At 65.4% G+C, this 16517-nt stretch carries 16 protein-coding genes; 13 read left to right on the top strand and 3 right to left on the bottom strand.

Features of this window, described 5'->3' with window-relative positions:
• Positions 1 to 281: 281 nt before the first annotated feature.
• The 6 genes from H1B27_RS21090 (at position 282) to H1B27_RS21065 (ending at position 7669) form a co-directional block, all read left to right on the top strand.
• Complete coding sequence (locus H1B27_RS21090) at positions 282 to 2549, top strand: acyl-CoA dehydrogenase (RefSeq protein WP_197967380.1); 2268 nt, start codon at positions 282 to 284, stop codon at positions 2547 to 2549.
• On the top strand, positions 2549 to 3832 hold the full coding sequence (locus H1B27_RS21085; RefSeq protein ID WP_197967379.1) for an acetyl-CoA C-acetyltransferase: 1284 nt from the start codon (positions 2549 to 2551) through the stop codon (positions 3830 to 3832). The genes H1B27_RS21090 and H1B27_RS21085 overlap by 1 nt, the downstream gene beginning before the upstream one ends.
• Before the next feature lie 2 nt (positions 3833 to 3834).
• Positions 3835 to 5931 (top strand): 3-hydroxyacyl-CoA dehydrogenase NAD-binding domain-containing protein, encoded by a 2097-nt coding sequence (locus H1B27_RS21080; RefSeq protein WP_197967378.1) that lies wholly within the window; start codon positions 3835 to 3837, stop codon positions 5929 to 5931.
• Positions 5932 to 5989: 58 nt separating this feature from the next.
• Entirely contained in the window at positions 5990 to 6742 is a 753-nt protein-coding gene (locus H1B27_RS21075) for a fatty acid desaturase CarF family protein (protein ID WP_197967377.1), read from the top strand.
• 80 nt (positions 6743 to 6822) lie between these two features.
• Positions 6823 to 7254, top strand: coding sequence for an acyl-CoA thioesterase (locus H1B27_RS21070; RefSeq protein WP_061878723.1), 432 nt, complete (start codon positions 6823 to 6825; stop codon positions 7252 to 7254).
• 223 nt (positions 7255 to 7477) lie between these two features.
• Positions 7478 to 7669 carry a hypothetical protein gene (locus H1B27_RS21065; protein ID WP_061878574.1) on the top strand — a complete coding sequence of 64 codons (192 nt, stop codon included), beginning with the start codon at positions 7478 to 7480 and terminating at the stop codon, positions 7667 to 7669.
• Positions 7670 to 7807: 138 nt separating this feature from the next.
• Here the strand turns inward: H1B27_RS21065 and H1B27_RS21060 are convergent, their stop codons facing one another.
• Positions 7808 to 8260, bottom strand: a complete 453-nt coding sequence (locus tag H1B27_RS21060) for a nuclear transport factor 2 family protein (protein WP_061878722.1) — start codon at positions 8258 to 8260, stop codon at positions 7808 to 7810.
• Positions 8261 to 8414: 154 nt separating this feature from the next.
• Between H1B27_RS21060 and H1B27_RS21055 the strand changes: the two genes are divergently transcribed.
• Together H1B27_RS21055 and H1B27_RS21050 are read left to right on the top strand one after the other, a co-directional pair.
• Positions 8415 to 9101 carry an HAD family hydrolase gene (locus H1B27_RS21055; protein WP_197967376.1) on the top strand — a complete coding sequence of 229 codons (687 nt, stop codon included), beginning with the start codon at positions 8415 to 8417 and terminating at the stop codon, positions 9099 to 9101.
• A 107-nt stretch (positions 9102 to 9208) separates the two neighbouring features.
• Positions 9209 to 10054 (top strand): DeoR/GlpR family DNA-binding transcription regulator, encoded by an 846-nt coding sequence (locus H1B27_RS21050; protein ID WP_131866116.1) that lies wholly within the window; start codon positions 9209 to 9211, stop codon positions 10052 to 10054.
• Between the two features lie 3 nt (positions 10055 to 10057).
• Here the strand turns inward: H1B27_RS21050 and H1B27_RS21045 are convergent, their stop codons facing one another.
• Positions 10058 to 10483 (bottom strand): type II toxin-antitoxin system VapC family toxin, encoded by a 426-nt coding sequence (locus tag H1B27_RS21045; RefSeq protein WP_197967375.1) that lies wholly within the window; start codon positions 10481 to 10483, stop codon positions 10058 to 10060.
• Positions 10480 to 10764, bottom strand: coding sequence for a type II toxin-antitoxin system Phd/YefM family antitoxin (locus H1B27_RS21040; RefSeq protein WP_197967522.1), 285 nt, complete (start codon positions 10762 to 10764; stop codon positions 10480 to 10482). The genes H1B27_RS21045 and H1B27_RS21040 overlap by 4 nt, the downstream gene beginning before the upstream one ends.
• A 188-nt stretch (positions 10765 to 10952) precedes the next feature.
• On the opposite strand from H1B27_RS21040, the gene glpD reads away from it, so the two are divergent.
• The 5 genes from glpD to H1B27_RS21015 are packed head-to-tail and all read left to right on the top strand — an operon-like array spanning position 10953 to position 16517.
• On the top strand, positions 10953 to 12503 hold the full coding sequence (glpD, locus tag H1B27_RS21035; protein ID WP_197967374.1) for a glycerol-3-phosphate dehydrogenase: 1551 nt from the start codon (positions 10953 to 10955) through the stop codon (positions 12501 to 12503).
• Complete coding sequence (locus H1B27_RS21030) at positions 12500 to 13639, top strand: ABC transporter ATP-binding protein (RefSeq protein WP_197967373.1); 1140 nt, start codon at positions 12500 to 12502, stop codon at positions 13637 to 13639. The genes glpD and H1B27_RS21030 overlap by 4 nt, the downstream gene beginning before the upstream one ends.
• A 12-nt stretch (positions 13640 to 13651) precedes the next feature.
• Positions 13652 to 14737, top strand: a complete 1086-nt coding sequence (locus tag H1B27_RS21025) for an ABC transporter ATP-binding protein (RefSeq protein WP_197967372.1) — start codon at positions 13652 to 13654, stop codon at positions 14735 to 14737.
• Positions 14737 to 15711, top strand: coding sequence for a carbohydrate ABC transporter permease (locus tag H1B27_RS21020; RefSeq protein WP_197967371.1), 975 nt, complete (start codon positions 14737 to 14739; stop codon positions 15709 to 15711). Before H1B27_RS21025 ends, H1B27_RS21020 begins: the two co-directional genes overlap by 1 nt.
• Positions 15711 to 16517: a carbohydrate ABC transporter permease gene (locus H1B27_RS21015; RefSeq protein ID WP_197967370.1), complete on the top strand. Its 807-nt coding sequence runs from the start codon at positions 15711 to 15713 to the stop codon at positions 16515 to 16517. Before H1B27_RS21020 ends, H1B27_RS21015 begins: the two co-directional genes overlap by 1 nt.

Genomic DNA, 16517 nt, shown 5'->3' with positions numbered 1-16517 from the left:
CTCAACGCCGTCATTCCGGGGCGCGCCGTCAGGCGCGAGCCCGGAATCCATTCCTCCACCGACGCTGCTGCACGATGGATTCCGGGCTCGACGCTACGCGTCGCCCCGGAATGACAGCGGAGAGACATTCAGCTCCCCACCCCCTCCCGGAACCGTCCCCGCACCCCGGCCGTTATGGCCGGGGGCCGCTCGGCCGCGTCAATTTTGCAGCCGAACCTTTCACGCAGCCGGCCACTTTCCGCTAAAATGCCCAATAACCGCGCCGATGCATGAGGTCTGCCATGAGCTTCCGCCGCGACACCCTGACAAAGCCGATCTTCTCCTGGGCGCGCGGCGTGCTGCCGTCGATGTCCGACACCGAGCGCGAGGCGCTGGAGGCCGGCGACGTCTGGTGGGATGCCGATCTCTTCACCGGCAACCCCGACTGGTCGAAGCTGCTGAAGGTGCCGCAGGCGAGGCTGACGGATGAGGAGCGGGCCTTCCTGAACGGTCCCGTCGACGAGCTCTGCGCCATGCTCGACGAGTGGAAGATCTTCTGGGAATTGCGTGACCTGCCGCCGGACGTCTGGCACTTCGTCAAGCGCGAGAAATTCTTCGGCATGATCATCCCGAAGGAGTTCGGCGGCCTCGGCTTCTCGCCCTACGCGCATTCGGAAGTGGTGCGCAAGATCTCGACCCGCTCGATCGCGGCGGCCGTCACCGTGATGGTGCCGAACTCGCTCGGCCCGGGCGAGCTCCTGATGCGCTTCGGCACCATTGAGCAACAGCAGCGCTGGCTGCCGCGCCTCGCCGATGGCCGCGACATTCCCTGCTTCGGCCTCACCAGCCCGGAAGCCGGCTCCGATGCCGCTTCGATGGTCGACACCGGCATCGTCTGCAGGGGCGAATTCGACGGGCGCGAGGTCGTCGGCCTCCGCCTCAACTGGCACAAGCGCTACATCACGCTCGGTCCCGTCGCGACGCTGCTCGGTCTTGCCTTCAAGGCCCGTGATCCCGATCATCTCGTGGGCAGCCAGGAAGAGCTCGGCATCACCGTGGCGCTGATTCCGACGAACTTGCCCGGTGTCGAGATCGGCCAGCGCCATCTGCCGTCGATGCAGGTGTTCCAGAACGGCCCGAACTGGGGACGTGACGTCTTCATTCCGCTCGACTACGTCATCGGCGGCAAGGAGCGCCTCGGGCAGGGCTGGAAGATGCTGATGACGGCGCTTGCCGCCGGCCGCGGCATCTCGCTGCCGTCGCTCTCTGCTGCGGGTGCCGCCTATGCGGCGCGCACCACCGGCGCCTATGCCCGCATCCGCGAGCAGTTCGGCATCTCCATCTCCAAGTTCGAAGGCGTCGAGGAGCCGCTCGCGCGAATCGTTGCGACCGCCTACCAGCTCGACGCCGCGCGCCGGCTCACCTGCGCGGCGCTGAATGCCGGCATTCATCCCGCCGTCATTTCCGGCATCATGAAGTTGCACGCGACTGAGCGGATGCGCACCGCGATCGATGACGCCATGGACATCCATGGCGGCAAGGCCGTGATCGACGGTCCGCAAAACTATCTCGGCAATCTGCACCGCGCCGTGCCGGTCGGCATCACTGTGGAAGGCGCCAATATCCTGACCCGCAATCTCATCGTGTTCGGGCAAGGCGCCATCCGCGCCCATCCTTACCTGCTCGACGAGATGAATGCGCTCGCCGATAGCGACCGTGCGCGCGGGCTCAGCGCGTTCGACAAGGCGTTCTGGAAGCATGTCGGCCACAGCTTCTGGACACTCTTCCGTGCCTTTGGCCGTAGCTGGACCTTTGGCGCATTGGCGCCGGCGCCCGATGCGGGTAATGCGACGCCATTCTATCGCCAGCTCTCGCGCTACTCCGCGGCCTTTGCGCTCTGCGCCGACATGGCGCTGCTGACGCTCGGCGGCGCGCTCAAGCGCAAGGAGACGCTGTCGGCCCGCTTCGGCGATATCCTGTCCGAGCTCTATCTGCTCTCGGCCGCGCTGAAGCGCTGGCAGGACGAGGGCCGGCAGAAGGAGGATTTTGCCGCGCTGGAATGGTGCATGGCGACCGGCTTCCGGACCATCGAGAACCGGCTCGCCGAGATCCTCGCCAATCTGCCCAACCGCTTCGTCGCTGGTTTCCTCAGGCTCGTGGTCCAGCCGTTCGGCGCGCGCGTGCTCGGCCCCTCCGACCGCGTCGTGCACCAATGCGCGAGTCTGGTCCTGGAGCCGTCGGCGGCACGCGAGCGCCTCACGCCGGATCTGGCCCGGGTCGACGACGACGGCGGTTTTGCCCGGCTGGAGCGCGCGTTCGAGCTGGTCGCCGGCACGGACGCCATCGCCAGGCGCCTCCGGGCCGCTCAGATCCGCGACTGGAAGGAAGCGGTCGCTAAGGGCGTGATCACGCAGGCTGAGGGCGAGCAGCTCGCCGCCGCCCGTGAAGCCGTCACAAAAGTGATAGAGGTCGACGATTTTGCGCCGGAGGCGCTGTCGCCGATTTACAAGAAAACCGTCAATGTGCATCAGTTCTTCCAGGAACTCGGTGAACAGAGGGCGGCGAGCTGATGGCACGACCGGTTTTCATCGTCGACGGCAGCAGGACGCCGTTCCTGAAGGCGCGTTCGGGGCCCGGTCCGTTCACGCCGGTCGATCTCGCCGTGCAGTGCGGCCGGCCGCTGCTGGCGCGCCAGCCGTTTGCGCCCAACGCTTTCGATCAGGTCATCCTCGGTTGCGTCAACGTGATCGCGGACGAGATGAACCCGGCCCGCGTCGCCGCGCTCCGGCTCGGCATGGGCGAGGACATGGTCGCCTTCACCGTGCAGATCAATTGCGGCTCCGGCATGCAGTCGATCGACACCGCCTACCGCTACATCCGCGAGGGCCATGCCGACATGATCCTTGCCGGCGGCACCGAGGCGCTGAGCCACGCGCCGCTGGTCTGGTCGAACGCGGGCGTGCGCTGGTTCGCCGGCCTCGCCACCGCCAAGGGCGTTGCCGCGAAGCTGGCTGCAGCCTTCAAGCTGCGGCCGCGCTATCTCAAGCCGATCATCGGCCTCGAGCGCGGCCTGACCGATCCCGTTACCGATCTGAACATGGGCCAGACCGCCGAGGTCGTCGGCCATCTCTTCGGCATCACCCGCGCACAGTCCGATGCCTATGCCGCCGAAAGCCATCGCCGGCTCGCGCATGCGCAAAGCGCGGGTTATTTGAAGGCCGAGGTCGAGACCGCCTTCTCCCGCGACGGCAAGTTCTTCGACCACGATGACGGCGTGCGTCCGGATTCGACGGTCGAGTCGCTGGCAAAACTGAGACCGGTGTTCGAGCGCCCCTGGGGACAGGTCACGGCGGGCAATTCCTCGCAGATCACCGACGGCGCGTCCTGGGTGATCCTCGCCTCAGACGCGGCAGTGGCAAAGCACAAGCTGACGCCGAAGGCTGCGATCGTCGACAGCCATTGGGCGGCGCTTGATCCCAGCATCATGGGGCTCGGGCCCGTGATGTCGGCGACGCCGCTGCTCACGCGCAACAATCTCACGATCAAGGACGTCGAGACCTGGGAGCTGAACGAGGCCTTCGCAACGCAGGTGCTCGGCTGTCTCGCCGCCTGGAACGACGACAAGTTCTGCCGCGAAATATTGCGGCTCGACGGCGCGGCCGGCGAGATCGACCGTGAGCGGCTGAACGTCGACGGCGGAGCGATCTCGCTCGGCCACCCCGTCGGCACCTCCGGCAACCGCATCGTGCTGCATCTCGTCAACGCCATGAAGCGGCTCGGCACGCGGCGTGGCGTTGCCACCGAATGCATCGGCGGCGGGCTCGGCGGCGCCATGCTGATCGAGGCGGTGTGACCATGGATTCCAAGATTATGACCGCGCTGGGCGACCGCGTCCTGACGCTCGGGCCTCCGCCCGCGGCGGACAGCCCATACAGGCATTTCAAGCTGACGCGTGACGCCGATGGCGTCGCCTGGCTGCTGTTCGACCGCGCTGATGCAAGCGCCAACACCCTGTCCTCCAATGTGATGGAGGAGTTCGACGCCGTGCTTGCCGCGATCGAGACCGAGCGTCCGGCCGGCCTCGTGATCCGCTCGGCCAAACCCTCCGGCTTCATCGCCGGCGCCGACGTCAACGAATTCCGCGGCGCGTCTGATCCCGCCATGGTCGAGACGCGCATCCGCGCCGCGCATGCGGTAGTCGACCACCTGGAAGCCTTGAGGCTGCCGACGGTCGCGGTCATCCACGGCTTCTGCCTCGGCGGCGGGCTCGAGGTCGCGCTGGCCTGCCAGGCGCGCATCGCCATCGAGGGGGCGCGCTTCGGCTTCCCGGAGGTGATGCTCGGCCTGCACCCCGGCCTCGGTGGCACGGCGCGGTTCACCGCGCTGGTCAATCCGACCCAGTCGATGGCGCTGATGCTGACCGGCCGCATCATCGATGCGCGCCGCGCCAGGGCGCTCGGCCTCGTCGACACCGTGACGCAGGAGCGGCATGTCCAGGGCGCGGTGAAGGATGCGCTGTTCGGCCGCCTGAAGCGAGCCAAGCCCGGTCTGCTCACGCGCGCCGCCAACCTCGGACCGGTGCGCGGCCTGCTGGCCAAGCGCATGCGCGCGGAGGCCGCGAAGGCTGCATCGCGCGAGCATTATCCAGCGCCCTATGCGCTGATCGATCTCTGGGAAGCGCATGGCGGCAGCAAATCCGCGATGCTGAAGGCCGAGCAGGCCTCGTTCGCCAAGCTGATGGTGACGCCGACCGCGCAGAACCTGATCCGCGTCTTCTTCCTGCGCGAGCAGATGAAGAAGGCGGCAGGCGCCGGCAGCACGGTGAAGCATGTCCATGTCATCGGCGCCGGCGCGATGGGCGGCGACATCGCGGCCTGGTGTGCGGGGCAGGGCCTTCGCGTCTCGCTCGCCGACATGAAGGCCGAGCCGATCGCGGGTGCGGTGAAGCGCGCAGCCGAGCTCTACGGCAAGATCATCCGCAAGCCGACCGAGGTGCGTGACGCGCTCGATCGCCTCGTCCCCGACATCGACGGGGAGGGCGTCCGCAACGCCGATCTCATCATCGAAGCGGTGCCCGAGAAGCTCGAGCTGAAGCAGAAGGTCTATGCCGGCCTCGAGCCGCGGATGAAGCCCGGCGCGATCCTTGCGACCAACACGTCGAGCATTCCGCTTCAGGACTTGCGCACCACTCTGGCGCGTCCGGAGCGGCTGGTCGGCCTGCATTTCTTCAATCCGGTGTCGCGGCTGCAACTGGTCGAAGTCGTCAGTCACGACGGCAACGATCCGCAGGTGCTGACGGACGCGCTCGCCTTTGTCGGCGCGATCGACCGCCTGCCTTTGCCTGTGAAGAGCTCGCCGGGCTTCCTCGTCAACCGCGCGCTGACGCCTTACATGCTGGAAGCGATGGTGATGCTGGACGAGAAGACCGACCAGCGCCTGATCGATGCCGCGGCCGAGCAGTTCGGCATGCCGATGGGGCCGATCGAACTGGCCGATCAGGTCGGCCTCGACATCTGCCTCGACGTCGGCGACATGCTGCGAACCAAGTTCGGCGATCTGCTGCCGCCGACGCCGGCCTGGCTGCGCGAGAAGGTCGCAAGAGGCGAACTCGGCCGCAAAGCCGGCAAGGGCTTCTACACCTGGAAGGACGGCAAGGCGGAGAAGGCGCCGCTTCCCGAGACCGGGCCGCGCGTCACCGACCAGATGATCGACCGCCTGGTGCTGCCGATGTCCAATGTCTGTGTTGCCTGCTTGCGCGAAGGCATCGTCGACGATGCCGATGCGGTCGACGGCGCCATGATCTTCGGCACCGGCTATGCGCCGTTCCGTGGCGGTCCGTTGAACTATGCGCGCACGCGCGGCGTGGAGAACGTCGTGTCCACCCTGCGCGGGCTCGCCGATCGATTTGGCGGGCGTTTCGCGCCGGATGCGGGCTGGGACAGTTTGCAATAGAGGCTGTCGGTAAAAAAGATGCTATCCTGGGTGGTGGAGCCCGTGGGGAGTATCGCCGATGCCGACGATCCCGTTCTTCAAGCATGCGACCCTGCGCGAGATCATCGTCACGCGGTTGTGCTGCGCGGCCGATGTCGTCGTGATCCTATGTTGTGCAGGCTATCTCGTCGCGCGCTATCCCGAGGTGGGATTGCACTGGTCGTGGTTGATCGTGGCGCTCCTGGCCGGATATTTCCTCGCTGACCTTTTTTCGGGGCTGGTGCATTGGGTGGTCGACACCTGGCTCGACGAGGGGATGCTTGGCCGCGGCATCGCGATAACGCGAGAGCATCACACCCACCCCAGCCACGTTCTGCTCTACGGCTTCTTCGACCAGGCGTCTCTCGGTGCGGCGCCGAGCGCGGTGGTGGTTGGGGGCGCGGCCACCGTCACGGCGTTGTTTCCGGCTTCCGCGCTCACCTATGCGCTGATGATCGTCTGGTTCGTGATCGCCACCTGCATGCTGTTTGGCATGGGCTTCCACAATCTCGCGCACCGGCCGGTCCGCCCGCTGCCCCTGCGCGTGGCTCAACGGCTGCATCTGGTCTGTTCACCCGAGCATCATTGGCGTCATCACCGTGACCACACCATCCGCTATTGTGTCATCAATGGATGGGCCAATTATCCGTGCGACCGTTTCCGGCTATGGAGCAGGCTGGAGCGGCTGGTAACGGCAACGACCGGATGCGCGCCTCGGGCCGACGATGCGGAGTGGCAACACAAGCTGAACGGTGCCGGAATCGTCGTCGGGTCGCCGCGGCCGAATGGATAGCGCAAGCTCGTCTCGTGTCGATGTTGCGCAAGGCGCCGAGGCTTTGTATCCAGAGCCGAGAGCCGCGGGAGATCAACGATATGACCGACACGCACGTCCACGCCCCTATCAGCTCCGACACCGGGCCGAGCGGCGATCTCTGCATCCGCACGCTGGCGATGCCGGCCGACACCAACGCAAACGGCGACATCTTCGGCGGCTGGCTCCTGAGCCAGATGGACGTCGGCGGCGGCGTGTTCGCCTCGAAGGCAGCGAGGTCGCGCACCGTGACGGTCGCGATCGAGGCGATGAATTTTCGCAAGGCGGTCTATGTCGGCGATCTCGTCTCGGTCTACGCCAATCTCGTGCGCGTCGGGCGCACCTCGCTGACGGTGCATCTCGAGGCCTGGGCATTGCGGCGCAAGGAGCTTCATCCGTTCCTCGTCACCGACGGCAATTTCACCTACGTCTCGATCGACGACCACGGCCGTCCGCAGGAAATCCAGCGAAACGATCCGCCGATCGCGACGTAATCGCGCGCGACGCTCTGCCTCATCCTGCGAGACGTGGCAATCCCTGCAAAACGCGGCGCGGGTGAGTCATCCTCGTCGCGGCTTCGCCAAGAACCAGTCATAAAACGGATGAGGTCCCGGCGTACTCAATTGCGTGTCGATTCGGGGTGGAAACGGCCTCAAATGCCTGGGAACCTTTGGGCATGAGTGTCGTTATTTGCCCGCACTGAGGGATCCACGGACCATGCCGGACAGCTACATCATTGAAGTCAATTCGCAGACCGCAGGTATCGTCGTTCGCTCTCAAGGAGGCTACTGCTTCTTCGCCTCGTCCCACCGCTTCAACCGTCTCGAAGGCCAGCTCTTCCGCAACGCCCGCGAAGCCGAGCGCGCTGCGCGCAGGCTGGTTAACGGCGAGGTGAAGGAGGCGGCGTAACTGTCGTCATTCCGGGGCGCGCGTAGCGCGAACTATGGTGCGCAATCGCGCACCTGAGCATCTATCGTGCTGCAGAAATTGCCGACCAATGGATTCCGGGCCCGCGCCTTTCGGCGCGTCCCGGAATGACGTCGTTGATCACAACTTCGTTGCGGCCCGCGACAAGAGCTTCCACTCGTCGCCCTGCCTCTGCCAGTTCATCAGGATGTGAAGGTTGGTCGATACTTTTTTCCCGTCGGCCGCCATCTCCTGCTCGCCCAGCCAGTGGAAACGCACGATCGCTGCGGGGCCGACCACCTTGATGGTGGGGTCCTTGTATTCGATCGACAGGAATTTCGATTTGCCGTCGGTTGCGTTGGCGATGAAGGTCGCCTTGTCCTCGACCTTGCCGCTGGAATGGCTGTAGCTCAGATCGTCCCAGCATAGCGCAGCGAGCGCTTTCGGATCGGCCGCGATCTGGGCAAGGCGGAAGGCCTCGACCTTCTTCGCCACGGCTTCCTCGTCCGCCGACGCGGCGAGCGCCGGCGTGGCGAACGCAAGCGCGGAGACGGCGAGAGTGGAGAGAGCCAGATCGCGTCGGTTGATGGTCATCGTTTCCTCCTTTTTGATCTTGCACCGAGTGTTGCAGCCGCGCGTGACTTTGTCGAGAGTCGCATTGTCGTCATGTGAATGCGTGATTGCGCGATCGGGGCCGTATTGATACGTCTCGCGCATCGATGCGTCGCGCATTTGGGAAAGTACGGAAATGATCGAGGCCAGCTACGATGCGATGGGCAGGGCGTTGTTGTTCGACATCGACGGCACCCTCGCCGACACAGATCCGTTGCACTTGAAGGCGTTCAACCAGGTACTCGGCCCGCGCGGCCATATCTTCGACCACGCGCGCTTCTCCAGGGAGCTGCAAGGTTTCGCCAATGTCGCGATCGGCGAGCGCTTTCTGCCCGACGAGGCGCCGGAGCGGCGTGCCCTGATCCTCGATGAGAAGGAGGAGGTCTTCCGCACGCTCGTGGCCGGGCAGATCGCACCGCTGCCGGGCCTGATGGCGCTGCTCGACCGGGCCGACAGCGCCGGCATCCCCATGGTCGCCGTGACCAATGCGCCGCGCCTCAACGCCGAGCTGCTGCTCTCGGGTCTCGGCATCACGCATCGCTTCAAGGCGCTCGTGATCGGCGCCGAGCTGCCGCACGGCAAGCCGCATCCGCTGCCCTATCAGGAAGGGCTGCGTTGCGTCGGCGCGAGGCCGGAAACCTCGATCGCATTCGAAGACTCCCGCACCGGCGTCCAGTCCGCCACGGCGGCCGGAATTCCAACCATCGGCATTCGCACCAGCCTCAGCCACGCCGACCTGGTTGCATCAGGCGCAGTCGCGTCCGCCAGCGCCTTCGACGATCCGGCGCTGCTCGCGCGTCTTGCGAACGCTATGGCGTGGTAAGAAATGGCGTGGTGAGGACCCCTCATCCGTTAACCGTGATCAGCGTGCGCATTGACCGAAGGCGCGAACCGCCGCACCATGCATCACTCTGATTTGAGGCCGTTGCCGTGACCGGACTGACCCATCGCCAAGCCGAAATCCTCAACATCGCGCGCGCTTCCGGCCGCGTCATGGTCGAGGAGCTCGCGCGCCGCTTCGAAGTCTCGGCGCAGACCATCCGCAAGGATCTCAACGACCTCTGTGAGCGGAGATCGCTGACCCGCATCCATGGCGGCGCCATCATCGCCTCGGGCGTGGAGAACCTCGCCTACGAGGCGCGCCGCTTCGTTGCCGCCGACGAGAAGAAAGCGATCGGCGCGGCCGCCGCGTCGCTGATCCCGAACGGCTGCTCGCTGTTCATCAACATCGGCACCACGACGGAGGAGGTCGCGAGCGCGCTGACCTCGCACGAGGACCTGCTCGTCATCACCAACAATCTCAACGTTGCCATGCTGCTCTACCGCCATCCCCGCATCGAGGTGGTGGTCGCGGGCGGCACGGTGCGGCGCGCCGACGGCGCAGTGGTCGGCTCGACCGCGACGCAGCTGATCGGCCAGTTCAAGGTCGACTATGCCATCATCGGCGCGTCCGCGATCGACGAGGAGGGGGCGTTGCTCGACTTCGACTATCGCGAGGTGCAGGTGGCGCAGGCCATCATCGCCAATGCCCGCAGCGTCATGCTGGTCGCCGATTCCACCAAGCTGCGCCGCAGCGCGCCGGTGCGGATCGCCCACATCACCCAGATCCAGACCTTCGTCACCGACCAGGAGCTTCCCGAGCGCCTCGCCACCATCTGCCACAGCAAGGGCATCGAGGTGGTCGAGGCGATGCCGAAGGGCGCGGATATCGACGATTCCCCGGCCGAGGTGCAGGATGCTGCGCCTGAAGCCGCACCGGTCGTTCGGCTGAGATAGGTCTCAGGCATCATCCCAAGGATTGAGCAGCGGAACGCCGAACGCCGCAAAATCCTTCACATTGCGCGTGACAAGCGTGAGGTGGTGCACGAGAGTGGTGGCCGCAAAGAAGCCGTCCATGACAGACAATGCGACGCCGCCCATGCGGCTCTGCGCCATGAGGTCGCCCCAGCGCTCGGCGACCGCATGGTCGATGGGCAGAACGCGGTCGGCAAATCGCGCCGGTAGATCATGCGCCAGCCAGGCGGCCAGCGCCGTGCGCCGGCGGCCATCGTCCAGCAATGCGATGCCGCGGCGAAGTTCGGCGATCGTGGCAACGCTTATGAATGCCCGATCTTCGTCGATCGTATCGAGCCACGCCAAGACCTTCGGCGAAGGCGCTGGGCGCCGAACCTCCGACAGCACGTTGGTGTCGAGCAGCAGATTCACGGCATCTCGTCGCGTGGCGCGTCCTGGACCCGTTCAAGCTCGAGGTTGGCGCCGCGCAGCGGCGAGCCCAGAAGGAATTCGGCCAGCGTGCCGTTGCGTGCGGTCTTGCGCGCCCATTCGTCGGCGGAGACGACAACCGCATTCGGTTTGCCGTGTCGTGTGATGACCTGCGGGCCGGCTTGAGCGCGATCAATCACCTCGGACAACCGCGCCTTGGCGCTGGCCAGCGTCCAGATGTCATCAGCAGGAAGGGTGCGGGGCGCAGTAATACGATCGGTCATGCGCATGAACCATTTTGACTATAATGACTATATTGCTCCAAAATTGGCCGCGCAAGAGCCCCTTGGATCCCCACAAGATAGGCCAACTTTCGCTTCTCCTCCTCTCTCTTTCATCTTGCTTTCGTTTTCCTGTATGATCTAATCAAAAGCGAAAGTAGCCGCTCGACGGAACGAGCGGTCGCCGGGGGATGCGTCTGTTGGAGCGTATTTTCGATCTCGCCATCATCGGAGGCGGTGTTAACGGCTGCGGCATCGCGCGCGATGCGGTGGGCCGTGGCAACACGGTTTTCCTGTGCGAAATGAACGATCTGGCGAGCGGGACGTCGTCCTGGTCGACCAAGCTGGTGCATGGCGGCCTGCGCTATCTCGAATATTACGAGTTTCGCCTGGTCCGCGAGGCGCTGATCGAGCGCGAGATCCTCTGGGGCATCGCGCCCCACATCATCCGCCCCCTGCGTTTCGTTTTGCCGCATCACGCCGGCCTGCGCCCGGCCTGGCTGCTGCGCCTCGGCCTCTTCCTCTATGATCACATCGGCGGCCGGCACCTGCTGCCGGCGACCCGCTCGGTCGATCTCAAGCGCGATGAGGTCGGCAAGCCGCTGATCCCGAACCGCTACAGCCGCGCCTTCGAATATTCGGACTGTTTCGTCGACGACGCCCGCCTCGTCGTGCTCAACGCGCGCGATGCCGCCGACAAGGGCGCCGAGATCCGGACCCGCACCCGCGCCACCGAGATTCGCCAGTCCGGCGGCCTCTGGATGGTCAGCATGGTCAATACGCTGACCGGCGAGCGCTCGCAGGTCCGGGCGCGCGCGCTCGTCAATGCCGGCGGTCCCTGGGTCGAGGACGTGCTCGGCCGCGGCGCGGGTGTCAATGCGAAGGCAAAAGTCCGCCTGGTGCAGGGCTCACATATTGTCGTGAAGAAACTTTACGATCACGACCGTGCCTACATGTTCCAGAATGCCGATGGCCGCATCATCTTCGTCATCCCGTACCAGGACGATTTCACGCTGATCGGCACCACCGATCGCGACTATGACGGCGATCCTGCCAAGGTGAAGGCGACGGCCGAGGAGATCCAGTATCTCTGCACCGCGGCGAGCGAATATCTCGCCAAGCCGGTCACGCCGGATGACGTGGTCTGGACCTATTCCGGCGTGCGGCCGCTCTATGACGATGGCGCCAGCGAAGCCAAGGCCGCGACGCGCGACTACGTGTTCGAGCTCGACACGCCCGGTGGCGTGCCGCTGCTGTCCATCTATGGCGGCAAGATCACGACCTATCGCAGGCTCGCCGAAGAGGCCCTGGAACGCCTTGCGCCCTATCTTCGCAGCGCGAAAGCGCGCGAGGGCTGGACCGGCAAATGGCCGCTGCCCGGCGGCGACATGGACGTGTCGGATATCGACGGCCTGATCGCCGAGCTCCAGCGCGGCTATCCCTTCCTCAGCCATGAGCATGCAAGGCGGCTCGCGCGCGCTTATGGCACGCGGGCGATCAAGCTGCTCGGCGATGCGAAATCATTGGCCGATCTAGGCCAGGCCTTCGGCGCCACCCTGACCGAGCGCGAGGTCCGCTACCTCATCGCCAATGAGTGGGCGGTCACAGCGGACGACGTCGTCTGGCGCCGTTCCAAGCTCGGCCTGCGACTATCTGCCGACGAGATTGCGGCACTCGACGACTGGATCAGGACCCACGCCGTGCCGCAAAGTCCCCTGCTGGAAGCGGGAGGGCGCTCATGACCGTGACACTCGATCACGTGACCCGGACCGTCGAGGGTGTCGAGCACATCCGCGATGTCTCCCTGACTCTCGAGAGCGGTACGCTCAACGTCCTGCTCGGGCCGACGCTGTCGGGCAAGACCTCGATCATGCGGCTGCTCGCCGGTCTCGACAAGCCGACCACGGGCAAGGTGCTGGTCAACGGCAAGGACGTCACCGGCGCCGACGTGCGCCAGCGCTCGGTCGCGATGGTCTATCAGCAGTTCATCAACTACCCCTCGCTCACGGTCTACGAGAACATCGCCTCGCCCCTGCGCGTGCAGGGCAAGCCGCGCGACGAGATCGAGGCGCGCGTGGCGGAGGCGGCAAAACTGCTGCGGCTCGAGCCGTTCCTGAAGCGCACGCCGCTCCAGCTCTCCGGCGGCCAGCAGCAGCGCACCGCGATCGCACGCGCGCTGGTCAAGGGCGCCGATCTCGTGCTGCTCGACGAGCCGCTCGCCAATCTCGACTACAAGCTGCGCGAGGAGCTGCGCGCCGAATTGCCGCGCATCTTCGAGGCCTCGGGCGCGATCTTCGTCTATGCCACGACCGAGCCGACCGAGGCGCTGCTGCTCGGCGGCAACACGGTGTGCATGTGGGAGGGCCAGGCGCTGCAGATGGGCGAGACCGCCAGCGTCTACCGCCGGCCGCAGACCTTGCGCGTCGCCCAGGTGTTCTCGGATCCGCCGCTCAACCTCGTCGGCATCGAGAAGAAGAACGGCTCCGTGCAATATGCCGGCGGCACGTCTTCGCCGGCCTCGGGCCTCTATGCCTCGCTCGCCGACGGAACCTATCGCGTCGGCTTCCGCGCCCATCAGCTCGGGCTTGCCAATGGCGAGACCGATCGCCACGCCTTCCACGCCACTGTCACGGTGACCGAGATCACCGGTTCGGAGAGCTTCGTGCATTTGACCCGCGACGGATCGAACTGGGTGGCGGTGCTGCACGGCGTGCACGAGTTCGAGCCCGGCCAGATGCTCGATGCCGTGCTCGATCCCAATGATGTCTTCGTCTTTGACGCGGCGGACCGGCTGGTCGCCGCGCCGGGCATAGCGTTTTCAAGCGAAGTGCGTAGCGGTTCGCGTGAAGAAAACGCGTCAAACAGACAAAGCTCCTGAGGGAGGTGCGCCATGGCCCGCATTGACCTCGTCGATCTCGCGCACTCCTATGGCGGCAACGACGCGCCGCAGGAGAGCTTTGCGCTGAAGCCGGTGACCATGACCTGGCGGCAGGGCGGCGCCTATGCGCTGCTCGGCCCGTCCGGCTGTGGCAAGACCACGCTTCTCAACGTCATCTCCGGCATCATCACGCCGTCGCGCGGGAAAATCCTGTTCGACGGCAAGGACATCACACCGCTGTCGACCCAGAAGCGCAACATCGCGCAGGTGTTCCAGTTTCCGGTGATCTACGACACCATGACGGTTGGACAGAACCTGGCGTTTCCGCTGAAGAACCGCGGCGTGCCGAAGGCCGACATCGACAGGCGCGTCGCCGAGATCGGCCGCCTGCTCGACCTCGAGCCCTATTTGAACCGCAAGGCCACGCGCCTGACCGCCGATGCCAAGCAGAAGATCTCGCTCGGCCGCGGCCTCGTCCGCTCGGACGTCGCCGCTGTGCTGTTCGACGAGCCGCTGACGGTGATCGATCCCGAACTGAAATGGCAGCTCCGCTCCAAGCTGAAGGCGCTGCATCGCGAGCTCGACCTCACGATGATCTACGTCACCCACGACCAGACCGAAGCGCTGACCTTCGCCGACACCGTTGTCGTCATGCACGACGGCCGCGTCGTGCAGAGCGGCACGCCCGCCGAACTGTTCGACAAGCCGGCGCACACGTTCGTCGGCTATTTCATCGGCTCGCCCGGCATGAACATCCTGCCGGCGGAGGTGCGGGGGCGCGAGGCCTGGATCGGCGGCCACGTCATCGCGCTCAATCGCAGCTACGACAATCTGCCTTCGGGCGCCAAGATCGAGATCGGCGTCCGTCCCGAATTCGTCGAGGTGGTCGCGCCCGCGCCGGGCCTGCTCACCGCCAGGATCGAGCGCATCGATGATCTCGGCCGCATCCGCTTCGCGCGCGTGCGCGTCGGCGACGCCAAGCTCGCGGCGCGCGCCCCTGGCGGCTTCACCAGCGCCGACGGCAGCGCCGGGCTGAAATTCGATCCGTCACACGTGCACGTCTATGCCGACAGCCTTCTGGTGGAGGGAGCCGCCTGATGGACAAGACCGTCAACCAAAAAGCCTGGTTCCTGGTACTGCCGGTGTTCCTGGTCGTCGCCTTCTCGGCGGTGCTGCCGCTGATGACGGTGGTGAACTATTCCATGCAGGACACCTTCGGCAACAACCAGTTCTTCTGGAACGGCGTCGGCTGGTTCAAGGAGCTGCTCGATCCCTCGACCGATCTCGGCGGCCGCTTTCTTGCTTCCCTCGGACGCAACCTGTTCTTCTCGCTGGTGATCCTCGCCATCGAGGTGCCGCTCGGCATCGTCGTCGCGCTGTCGATGCCGCGCGAGGGCTGGACGGTTGCTGCCTGCCTGATCATTCTCGCGCTGCCGCTGCTGATTCCTTGGAACGTGGTCGGCACGATCTGGCAGATTTTCGGCCGGCCCGACATCGGCCTGCTCGGCTATACCCTCAACGCCATCGGCATTGACTACAACTACGTCGCCAACGAGTTCGATGCCTGGGTCACCGTCATCGTGATGGACGTCTGGCACTGGACCAGCCTCGTCGCGCTGCTCTGCTACGCCGGCCTGAAGTCGATTCCCGAGGCCTATTACCAGGCCGCGCAGATCGACGGCGCCTCGCGCTGGGCCGTGTTCAAGGCGATCCAGCTGCCGAAGATGAACCGCGTGCTGCTGATTGCGGTGCTGCTCCGCTTCATGGACAGCTTCATGATCTACACCGAGCCGTTCGTCGTCACCGGCGGCGGGCCGGGCAACTCCACGACCTTCGTGTCCATCGAGCTGGTCAAGATCGCGCTCGGCCAGTTCGACCTCGGCAAGGCCGCGGCGCTGTCGCTGGTCTACAACCTCATCATCCTGATCGTGTGCTGGATCTTCTACACCGTCATGACCAATGCCGGCGTCGAACGCAAGATCCAGGCTTCGAGCGAGCCGGCGGTGGAGCCCAAGCCTTCGGCCGCGCTCAAGCCCATGCCCGCACTCAAGCCAAAGGAAGGAGTGGCCTGATGCATTCGATTCCCGGCCGCCGCCTCATCATGGGGCTATTCCTGGTCTTCCTGCTGCTGCCGATCTACTGGCTCGTCAACATGAGCTTCAAGACCAACAGCGAGATCGTCTCGACGATGACGCTATGGCCGCACACTCCGACGCTCCAGCACTACAAGCGCATCTTCACCGACGAGAGCTGGTACTCAGGCTACATCAACTCGCTCCAATACGTCATCCTCAACACCATCATCTCGATCTCGGTCGCGCTGCCTGCGGCCTACGCGTTCTCGCGCTACCGCTTCCTCGGCGACAAGCACCTGTTCTTCTGGCTTCTGTCGAACCGCATGGCGCCGGCTGCGGTCTATGCGCTGCCGTTCTTCAACCTCTATTCGGCGATCGGCCTGTTCGATACGCCGTGGGCGGTCGCGCTGGCGCACTGCATCTTCAACGTGCCGCTGGCGGTGTGGATCCTCGAAGGCTTCGTCTCCGGCGTGCCGCGCGAGATCGACGAGACCGCCTTCCTCGACGGCTATTCCTTCCCGCGATTCTTCGTCAAGATCCTGGTGCCGCTGATCGCGAGCGGGATCGGCGTCGCCGCCTTCTTCTGCTTCATGTTCTCCTGGGTCGAGCTGCTGCTCGCGCGCACGCTGACCTCGGTGTCGGCGAAGCCGATCGCCGCGATCATGACGCGCACGGTCTCGGCCGCCGGCATGGACTGGGGCCTGCTCGCCGCCGCCGGCGTGCTCACCATCATTCCGGGTGCGCTGGTGATCTGGTTCGTCCGCAACTATATCGCGCGCGGCTTCGCGCTCGGTCGCGTGTAG

This window comes from Bradyrhizobium diversitatis, from assembly GCF_016031635.1.
In the GTDB taxonomy this organism is placed as follows: Bacteria; Pseudomonadota; Alphaproteobacteria; order Rhizobiales; family Xanthobacteraceae; genus Bradyrhizobium; species Bradyrhizobium diversitatis.
Note: the sequence above shows the minus strand (reverse complement) of the source record. Positions and strands in the feature narration are given on the sequence as shown.

Coding starts and splice junctions, on each gene's coding strand:
- H1B27_RS21090 (WP_197967380.1), top strand. CDS start 282: ATGAGCTTCCGCCGCGACACCCTGACAAAGCCGATCTTCTCCTGGGCG.
- H1B27_RS21085 (WP_197967379.1), top strand. CDS start 2,549: ATGGCACGACCGGTTTTCATCGTCGACGGCAGCAGGACGCCGTTCCTG.
- H1B27_RS21080 (WP_197967378.1), top strand. CDS start 3,835: ATGGATTCCAAGATTATGACCGCGCTGGGCGACCGCGTCCTGACGCTC.
- H1B27_RS21075 (WP_197967377.1), top strand. CDS start 5,990: ATGCCGACGATCCCGTTCTTCAAGCATGCGACCCTGCGCGAGATCATC.
- H1B27_RS21070 (WP_061878723.1), top strand. CDS start 6,823: ATGACCGACACGCACGTCCACGCCCCTATCAGCTCCGACACCGGGCCG.
- H1B27_RS21065 (WP_061878574.1), top strand. CDS start 7,478: ATGCCGGACAGCTACATCATTGAAGTCAATTCGCAGACCGCAGGTATC.
- H1B27_RS21060 (WP_061878722.1), bottom strand. CDS start 8,260: ATGACCATCAACCGACGCGATCTGGCTCTCTCCACTCTCGCCGTCTCC.
- H1B27_RS21055 (WP_197967376.1), top strand. CDS start 8,415: ATGATCGAGGCCAGCTACGATGCGATGGGCAGGGCGTTGTTGTTCGAC.
- H1B27_RS21040 (WP_197967522.1), bottom strand. CDS start 10,764: ATGACCGATCGTATTACTGCGCCCCGCACCCTTCCTGCTGATGACATC.
- glpD (WP_197967374.1), top strand. CDS start 10,953: ATGCGTCTGTTGGAGCGTATTTTCGATCTCGCCATCATCGGAGGCGGT.
- H1B27_RS21030 (WP_197967373.1), top strand. CDS start 12,500: ATGACCGTGACACTCGATCACGTGACCCGGACCGTCGAGGGTGTCGAG.
- H1B27_RS21025 (WP_197967372.1), top strand. CDS start 13,652: ATGGCCCGCATTGACCTCGTCGATCTCGCGCACTCCTATGGCGGCAAC.
- H1B27_RS21020 (WP_197967371.1), top strand. CDS start 14,737: ATGGACAAGACCGTCAACCAAAAAGCCTGGTTCCTGGTACTGCCGGTG.
- H1B27_RS21015 (WP_197967370.1), top strand. CDS start 15,711: ATGCATTCGATTCCCGGCCGCCGCCTCATCATGGGGCTATTCCTGGTC.